An 8,404-nucleotide genomic window follows, 5' to 3' on the forward strand; every position below is an offset into this window, starting at 1 on the left:
GGCCGGTGCGGGCCACACGTCGGCCGGTGCGGGGCGCCCGCCGGCCGGGGCCGGTGGGCATCCGCCCGGACTCCCGGCCCTGCGTCCCGATCGTGCGCCGTGGCCCGACAGCCGCACCCATGCCTTCGCCGTCCCGTCCGCCGACCCCCGTACCCCCGACGAACACCTCGCCGCGGGGGATGCCGCCGCCGCGTTGGAGGGGTATGCGAAGGAGCTGGTCCGGCGGCCCGGGGACGCGCATCTGCTGGCCGGGTGGATCGTCGCCCGGGCGGTGCTGGAGCCGGGGTCCGAGGCGCGGCGGATGCTCGCACGGCCCGAGCTGCTGCAGCCGTAGCGCACCCGGTCGGCGAAGGCGGGCGGCCAGTCTCCGCAACACAGGGGTGAACACGCGCTCGGATGGTCAGGATGGAGGCATGACCTACCACGTCGACTCCGAGGCCGGACGGCTGGGCCGCGTCATCCTGCACCGGCCCGATCTCGAGCTCAAAAGGCTCACCCCCAGCAACAAGGACGCCCTGCTCTTCGACGACGTGCTCTGGGTGCGCCGGGCGCGCGCCGAGCACGACGGGTTCGCGGACGTGCTGCGGGACCGGGGCGTCACCGTCCACCTCTTCGGCGACCTGCTCACCGAGACGCTGGCGATCCCGGCGGCGCGGGCGCTCGTCCTGGACCGGGTCTTCGACGAGAAGGAGTACGGCCCGCTGGCCACCGACCATCTGCGGGCCGCGTTCGAGACCCTGCCCGCCGCCGAGCTGGCCGAGGCACTGGTCGGCGGGATGACCAAGCGGGAGTTCCTCGACGCGCACGCCGAGCCGATCTCCGTGCGCTTCCACGCCATGGAGCTGGACGACTTCCTGCTCGGCCCGCTGCCCAACCACCTCTTCACCCGGGACACCTCCGCCTGGATCTACGACGGGGTCGCCATCAACGCCATGCGCTGGCCGGCGCGGCAGCGCGAGACGGTGCACTTCGAGGCCATCTACCGGCACCATCCGCTGTTCACGCGTGAGCGCTTCCACCTCTGGTCCGAGGGCCAGGCCGACTACCCGTCCACCATCGAGGGCGGCGACCTGCTGGTCATCGGCAACGGTGCGGTGCTGATCGGCATGAGCGAGCGCACCACCCCGCAGGCCGTGGAGATGCTCGCGCACAAGCTGTTCGCGGCCGGCTCGGCGGAGACGATCGTGGCCCTGGACATGCCGAAGAGACGCGCGTTCATGCACCTCGACACCGTGATGACGATGATCGACGGCGACACCTTCACCCAGTACGCGGGCCTCGGCATGCTCCGCTCGTACACCATCGAACCCGGCGTGGGCGAGAAGGAGCTGAAGGTCACCGACCATCCGCCGGAGCACATGCACCGCGCGATCGCCGCCGCCCTCGGGCTCAGTGAGATCCGGGTGCTGACCGCCACGCAGGACGTGCACGCGGCCGAGCGCGAGCAGTGGGACGACGGCTGCAACGTCCTGGCGGTGGAGCCGGGCGTCGTCGTCGCCTACGAACGCAACTCCACCACCAACACGCATCTGCGCAAGCAGGGCATCGAGGTGATCGAGATCCCGGGCAGCGAACTGGGCCGGGGCCGGGGCGGACCGCGGTGCATGAGCTGCCCCGTGGAGCGCGACCCGGTCCCGTGAGTCCCGTGAGCGCTGCCGTCAGCGCCCGCCCCGCAGTGCCGTCAGCAGCGCCAGCGGGGTCGCCGCCGCCCACGCCTGTGGAGAGCAGGAATGCGGGTACGGCACCGGTGCCGGATGGTCGGTGGGGGAGTAGCCCGCCAGCACCTCCGGGAGGCGCCAGCCGTGCTGTTCCGCCGTCGCCAGCAGCCCCGCCGCCAGTGTCCGCAGCTCCTCGGTGAGCCCGTGGCGGGCCAGGCCGAGGGCGATCACCGCGTTGTCGTGCGGCCAGCAACTGCCCCGGTGGTACGACAGCGGGTGATACGGCGCCTGCCCGGCCGCGATCGTGCGGATCGCCCAGCCGGAGAAGAAGTCCGGCTCCAGCAGCCTGCGGCCGACCCGCGCCGCCCGGTCCTCCTCGAGGATGCCGGACCACAGCAGATGCCCCGCGTCGGAGGCCAGCGCGTCCGCCCGGCGTCCCGCGCCGTCCAGCGCCAGCGCTGGGAAGTCCTGCTCGGGCAGCCAGAAGTCGCGGTGGAAGCGGGCCCGCAGGTCCGCCGCCACGGACTCCAGCCGCTCGGCGTACGCCGGGTCGCCCCAGTCCTCGCGGGCCAGCTCGGCCGTCCGCAGCAGCGCGTCGTACGCGTACCCCTGGGCCTCGGCGACCGCGATCGGGCCGTCCGCCTGGGTGCCGTCGGCGAAGCAGATCGCGCCCTCGGAGTCCTTCCAGTTCTGGTTGACCAGACCGTTCGGGTCGGGGGTGTAGACGAGCCAGCCGTGCTCGGTCAGCCCGCCGTCGCCCAGCATCCAGTCCACGGCCGCCCGCGCCTGCGTCTCCAGCCGCGCGGCCAGTCCCCGGTGGGCGTGCAGCAGCACCAGGAACAGGGGCGTGGAGTCGACCGCCCCGTAGTAACGCCCGTACGGCACCTGCCGGAAGTGCGCCAGCTCTCCGAGCCGCACCTCGTGCACGATGCGCCCCGGCTGCTCCCCGCGGAAGGCGTCGTACGTCGTGCCCTGCGTCGCGGCGAGCGCCAGCAGCGTGTGCTCGGCGAGCTCCGGACGGTAGGGCAGCGCGAACAGCGAGGTGAGCAGGGAGTCGCGCCCGAAGAGCGTGAGGAACCAGGGGATTCCGGCGCCGGGGACACGCAACGCCTCCCCGCCGGGGCCGGTGGCCGGTACGCGCAGGAGCGCGAGATCCGCGAGTCCCTGCGCGCAGGCGCGGGCCAGCGCCTCGTCCGTCCCCTCCGTGATCGCAGGGAGGGTGAACTTCCCGATGTCCGACGTCAGTTCGCGCGCCGCCTCCGCCGGTGACGCGACCTGCGACACCGCAGGACCGCCGGGTGTCCGGGCCTCCGCCCGCAGCCTCACCTCCGCGTCGCCCTGCGGCGGCAGGGTCACCGTCCACGCGAGCACCGTGCCCTCGGGCGTCGTCCGGACCGCCTCCGGTGCCGGTGTGCCGCGTACCGTCGTCGTCGCCGACCAGTCCTCGCCCCGCCGGTAGGTGAACTCCACGCCGTCGGGCAGCTCGGACGTCGATCGCCGGCCGTCGCCCTTGTCGTACGTCCGCCCGTCCGCCCGCAGTTCGAACTGGTCCGCGAAGTCCGCGTCGGCCAGCAGTTCCAGACGGGCCGTCACCTCGACGGGCCGGTTGCTGACCAGCCGCAGGTGCTCCACCAACACCCCTGCGGTGACGGCCTGTTCGCGGAAGACGGTGTACGCGGCCGGTTCGTCGCGCGTGCCCCGCGGCATGAGCACCGACACCGCCGGCACCGCGCCGTCCGCCGCGGGCACCAGCACCGCCGGCTCGGCTCCGTCCACGGTGAGCTGCCAGCGGCTCAGGTGCCGGGCGTCGCACCGGAACAGGCCGTCGGGGGACGTGCCCCGCCGCCCGGTGACCGCGCCGCCCGAGGTGAGCGCGGCGAACGTGCCGTCCCGGACCAGCAGGACGCGGTCGCCGCTCATGACGTCACCGCCAGGTCCAGCGCCAGCGCCGCCGTCCACGCGAAGTCCCGGGTGCCGCGCGCCTCGCCGGTGAACGGGTCGACGTACTCGGCGAACCCCGAGTCCACCGCGCCCTCGACGATCGCCGACCGCAGCGCGTCCGCGTCGGCCAGCAGCCCGTACTGCCGCAGCCCGCGCTCGATCACCCACGCGGTGTTGAACCACGCCGGTCCGCGCCAGTACCGCGACGGATCGAACGCCGGGCCCTTCACGTCGTACGACGGCACCAGCGGCACCTCGCCGAGCCGGAAGTGCGGCCCGGTGAGGGTGGCGTGCAGGGCCTCGACCACGTCGGCCGGGAGCCCGGGGACGAGCAGCGGCATCAGACCGGCCACGCTCCGCTCGTCGATCAGCTCGTCCGACACCACGTCCCGGCACCGGAAGATCCCGGCGCGGGCGTCCCACAGCCGGTCGAGCAGGGCGTCCGTCAGGTGGGCGGCCCGCTCCCAGTGCACGGCGGGGTCCGAACCGACCTCGGCGGCGATCTCGGCGAGGGCGTGCTCGGAGGCGACGAGCAGCGCGTTGACCGCCGGGTCCTCGACGGCGAAGGCGTGCGCGTCGTCGGCGTAGCCCCGGTCGCGGTAGTCGGCGGCGAGGCGCACGTAGCGGCCGTAGTCGAGGTCGGTCGGGCGGTCCGCGGGGTTGCCGTGCGCGAGGTCGGCGCGGCGGTACGAACCGGCGGGCGCGGGCTCGATCCGGGACAGGGGGCCGTCCCACACGGGGCTGTTGTCCATGCCCGGCTCCCACGGGTGGACGTTCGCCGTGAGTCCCGCGCCGCCGCGGTCACGGCGGCCGGTGAGGTAGGCGTGCCAGGCGACCAGCCTCGGGTACACCCGGCGCAGGAAGCCGCGCCGCTCGGAGGCGGCGGGGTCGGCCCGGTGGACCAGCCACGCGGCGAGCGCGTGCACCGGAGGCTGCACCAGGCCGGAGGTCTCCGTGCCGGACGGCGCTCCGCTCGCGGCGCCCGCGGTCGTCGTGCGCCAGAAGTCGGGGCTCGGGAAGTACGCCCCGTTCGGCACCGCCGGATTGAACACGATGTGCGGGAGGCGCCCGTCGCCCCACTGGGCGCCCAGCAGCGACTCCAGTTCGCGCTGCGCCCTGCGCACCGACAGATGGCGCAGGCCGATCGCGATGAACGCCGAGTCCCAGCTCCACTGGTGCGGGTACAGGGTGGGGGAGGGGACGGTGGACGTGCCGGTCCAGTTGCGGACCAGCACCGCCGCCGCCGACGCGTACACGGACCGGGTCGCGGTCTCCATCAGCACCGTCACGCGCCGTACCTCCGCAGCGTCGCCGGGATCGACCGGACCGCCTCGACCGGGTCGCCGGTCAGCCGGCACTCGGCGGCCAGCCAGCCCTCGTACCCGGCGGCCTTGAGCGCGCCAATCCACGACTGCCAGTCGAGGTGTCCGGCGCCCGGCTGGAAGCGGTTGGAGTCGGAGACCTGGGCGTGGCCGATCCACTGCGCGTGGGCGAGGATCGCGGCGGCCGGGTCGGCCTCCTCGATGTTCATGTGGTAGCTGTCGATGCCGATGCGGACCGAGTCCAGGCCGACCGTGCGGATCAGGCCGGCGGCCTGCTCCAGCCGGTTGACCATGTGGTCCTCGTAGCGGTTCAGCGGCTCCAGGTAGAGCGTCACGCCCTCGCGGCGGGCGTGCTCGCCCAGCTCCGTGAGCCCGGCGAGCAGCACCTCGCGGTCCTCCTCCTCGCTGCGCGGCGGCTCGAACGGCGGCAGCCGGCGCGAGAACATCCCGTACGAGGCGGGGGTCTGGGCGCCCAGTCCGCCGATCTCGGCCATCACCGTCAGCTGCGATTTCATCTGCTCGATGGCGTCCCGGCGCAGCTCGGTGTCGAAGGCGCCGAAGAAGTGCAGCATGTCCACGCAGACGGTGGGCATGACGACACCGTCGGCGAGCGCCTTCTTCAGCTCGGGCAGCCGCTCGCGGAAGCGGAAGCCGCCCTTGGCGCGCAGCTCGATGCCGTCGTAGCCGGCGGCCTGCGCGAACTCCCACTTCTCCTGGAGGGTCTCGCCGGGGAGCAGCTGTTCCTGGGCCGCAGTCTTCAGGGGCTTCATGGTGGTTCGGGGTGCCTTCCTGGGCGTGGACGCCGGTGGGGGAGCGGGGGGTTGGGATGTTCGGCGCCCCGGGGGTCAGGGCCGGGGCGCCGAAGCCTTGGGGGAGCGGGACGCCGGAGCCGTCAGAACTCGAGGACGACCTGCAGCGCGTCCGCCGGCCGCTCGTCGAGCAGCACGTACGCGTCGGCGGCGTCGCCGGCCGGCACGACATGGCTCACGAGCGAGCCGACGTCGACCCGTCCGGCCGCGACCAGGGCGAGGAACGTCTGCTGCAGCCGCTCCACGGTCCACCGGCCGGCGAGGTGCGGCGGTACGCCGCCGATCTGCGAGCAGATCAGCTGGACCCGGTTGTGGTGGAACTCGTCGCCGAGCCGCAGCCCGATGCCGTCGCCCTGGTAGAACCCGGAGGCGACGACCCGGCCGTCCACGGCGACGGAGCGCAGCGCGGTGTGCAGGGCGGGGTAGACGCCGCTGATCTCGATGGCGGTGTCGGCGCCGCGCCCGCCGGTGGCCTCGCGGATGCGTTCGGCGACGTCGTCGGTGCGGGCGTTGAGGGTGCGGGCGGCGCCGTACTTCAGGGCCCACTCCAGGCGGCCGTCGAGCGCGTCGACGGCGGTGACGGTGGCGCCGCTGAGCTGGGCGAGACGGGTGGTGAGCAGGCCGATGACGCCCTGGCCGAAGACGGCGACGTCCTCGCCGAGGTTGAGGCCGGCCGCGAGGACCGCGTTGTATGCGATCGCGCCGACCCGGGCGAAGGCCCCGGCGAGTGGCTCCAGGCCCTCGGGGAGGGTGTGGCCGATCATCCGCTCGGCGGGGACGATGCCCTCGCTGCGGTGGCCCCAGATGCCCCACACCAGGTCGCCGACGGCCGGCAGGCCGGGCGTGCCGACCAGCTCGGGGGAGACCTCGGTCACCTCGCCGACCTCGGAGTAGCCCCAGCCCGCCACCGGGTACTCCATCCCGGCCGCACCCTCGCGGAACAGCCGCGCCTCGGCGTCCCAGGTGCGGGTCAGATACGGGTTGGTGCCCCGGTAGGCGGTGAGCTCGGTGCCCGCGGAGATGCCCGAGTAGCGGGTGCGCACCCGCAGATGCCCGGCCGGCAGCGGCAGGCTCTCGTGCTCGGCGACTTCGACCTGACGAGGGCCGGTGAACTGGACGACGCGTTCCACGTGATGGCTCCGGGAAGTGGGGTGTGCTGATCCGCTGCGTTAACCGCTTGTGTCGAAGATACGTCAGACTTATGTCTTGTCAACCAGCAAAAGTGATGGTGTGATGCATCGCGTCCATGCTTAAGGTTGGTAAGGATCACGACATGCTCAAGCGGTTCCGGCGGTCGAGGACGATCGCGGCCCTCCTCGCGGCCTCGCTGGCCGGGGGCGTGCTGGCCGGGTGTTCGTCCTCCAGCGGCCCGGACAAGCCCGACAACAAGATCACGGTGTGGTCCGAGGAGAACCTCACGCCCCGGATCGCGGCCACCGAGAAGGTGATCGACCGGTTCGAGAAGGAGACCGGCATCGAGGTCGACCTGGTCGGCGTGGACGAGAACCAGCTGCCCCAGCTGATCATGTCCGCCGCCGCGGCCGGTGACCTCCCCGACGTGATCGGCGCCGTACCGCTCGGCCAGGCCTGGCAGATGTACAGCAACGGCCTGCTCAACACCGAGATCCCGGAGCAGGTCGTCGGCGGCCTCGGCGAGAACACCTTCAACGCCAACGCGCTGAAGCTCACCCAGGACGGCGGCACCCGCCTCGGCGTCCCCTCCGACGCCTGGCTCCAGCTGCTCGTCTACCGCAAGGACCTCCTCGACCAGGCCGGGCTGCCCACGCCCGACACGTACGAGAAGCTCCAGAAGGCGGCGGCGACGCTGGACACCAAGGGCCGCGACGGCATCTCCGCCGCCACCGACCCGGGCGACGTCTTCACCCAGCAGAGCTTCGAGAACCTGGCCCTGGCCAACGGCTGCGAACTGGTCGACGGCACGGGCGAGCCCGACCTCGACTCCCCGGCCTGTGAGAAGGCCTTCGCCACCTACGACGAACTGGCCCGCGAGCACGGCGCCCCCGGCACCCAGACCGTGGACTCCACCCGCGCCACCTACTTCGCCGACCGCTCCTCCATGATCGTCTGGTCGTCGTTCCTGCTGGACGAGCTGGCCGGACTGCGCAAGGACGCCCTGCCCAGCTGCGAGCAGTGCGCGGACGACCCGGAGTACCTGGCGAGGAACAGCGGCATCGTCACCTCGCTCAAGGGCCCCGACGGCGCCGAACCGGCTCAGTTCGGCGAGATCACGTCCTGGCTCACCACCAAGACCGCCGAGACCGACGCCTCGCGGAAGTTCATCGAGTACATGATGGGCGCCGGCTACGAGGACTGGGTCGGCATGGCACCCGAGGGCAAGATCCCCGTCCGCGCGGGCACCGCCCAGGAACCGCGGCGCTATCTGGACGCCTGGCGCTCCAGCGAGATGGGCGTCGACACCCGCAAGCCCATGGACGAGGTCTTCCCGCCCGCACTGCTCGACCAGCTCGCCGACGGCGTCAGCCACATGAAGCGCTGGGGCATCACCCAGGGCGCGGGCGCCCTGGTGGGCGCCACCAACGGGGAGCTGCCGGTGGCCAAGTCCATCGGCGCCATGACCAGCGGACAGACCGGACCCGACGAGGCCGCCCGCGAAGCCCAGGAAGAGGTCGAGGCACTGCGGCAGTCACTGGAG

The 8,404-nt window shown here is 72.9% G+C and carries 6 protein-coding genes and 1 pseudogene; 3 read left to right on the forward strand and 4 right to left on the reverse strand.

The features are described 5' to 3' along the window. Window positions 1-334, forward strand: a pseudogene (locus N4P33_RS29145) (radical SAM protein); the annotation flags it as partial. Between the two features lie 79 nt (window positions 335-413). Then, a complete protein-coding gene (locus N4P33_RS29150) occupies window positions 414-1,640 on the forward strand; it encodes an arginine deiminase (RefSeq protein ID WP_260829886.1) in 1,227 nt (408 codons plus the stop codon). Window positions 1,641-1,658: 18 nt separating this feature from the next. Here N4P33_RS29150 and N4P33_RS29155 read toward each other — a convergent pair whose 3' ends face one another. The 4 genes from N4P33_RS29155 to N4P33_RS29170 form a co-directional block, all read right to left on the reverse strand. Then, window positions 1,659-3,578: a glycogen debranching N-terminal domain-containing protein gene (locus N4P33_RS29155; RefSeq protein ID WP_260829888.1), complete on the reverse strand. Its 1,920-nt coding sequence runs from the start codon at window positions 3,576-3,578 to the stop codon at window positions 1,659-1,661. After that, entirely contained in the window at window positions 3,575-4,876 is a 1,302-nt protein-coding gene (locus tag N4P33_RS29160; protein ID WP_260829895.1) for an MGH1-like glycoside hydrolase domain-containing protein, read from the reverse strand. Before N4P33_RS29160 ends, N4P33_RS29155 begins: the two co-directional genes overlap by 4 nt. A gap of 8 nt (window positions 4,877-4,884) precedes the next feature. After that, a complete protein-coding gene (locus N4P33_RS29165) occupies window positions 4,885-5,691 on the reverse strand; it encodes a sugar phosphate isomerase/epimerase family protein (RefSeq protein ID WP_260829889.1) in 807 nt (268 codons plus the stop codon). A gap of 122 nt (window positions 5,692-5,813) precedes the next feature. Next, a complete protein-coding gene (locus N4P33_RS29170) occupies window positions 5,814-6,860 on the reverse strand; it encodes a zinc-binding alcohol dehydrogenase (RefSeq protein WP_260829891.1) in 1,047 nt (348 codons plus the stop codon). Window positions 6,861-7,003: 143 nt separating this feature from the next. On the opposite strand from N4P33_RS29170, the gene N4P33_RS29175 reads away from it, so the two are divergent. Next, window positions 7,004-8,404: ABC transporter substrate-binding protein (locus N4P33_RS29175; protein WP_260829892.1), on the forward strand; the 1,401-nt coding region annotated here is incomplete at its 3' end.

Source organism: Streptomyces sp. 15-116A (genome assembly GCF_025290915.1).
Taxonomy (GTDB): Bacteria; Actinomycetota; Actinomycetes; order Streptomycetales; family Streptomycetaceae; genus Streptomyces.

Excerpts from the sequence above, each read along its gene's own strand:
- N4P33_RS29160 (WP_260829895.1), bottom strand. The coding sequence starts at position 4,876 with ATGGAGACCGCGACCCGGTCCGTGTACGCGTCGGCGGCGGCGGTGCTG.
- N4P33_RS29155 (WP_260829888.1), bottom strand. The coding sequence starts at position 3,578 with ATGAGCGGCGACCGCGTCCTGCTGGTCCGGGACGGCACGTTCGCCGCG.
- N4P33_RS29150 (WP_260829886.1), top strand. The coding sequence starts at position 414 with ATGACCTACCACGTCGACTCCGAGGCCGGACGGCTGGGCCGCGTCATC.
- N4P33_RS29165 (WP_260829889.1), bottom strand. The coding sequence starts at position 5,691 with ATGAAGCCCCTGAAGACTGCGGCCCAGGAACAGCTGCTCCCCGGCGAG.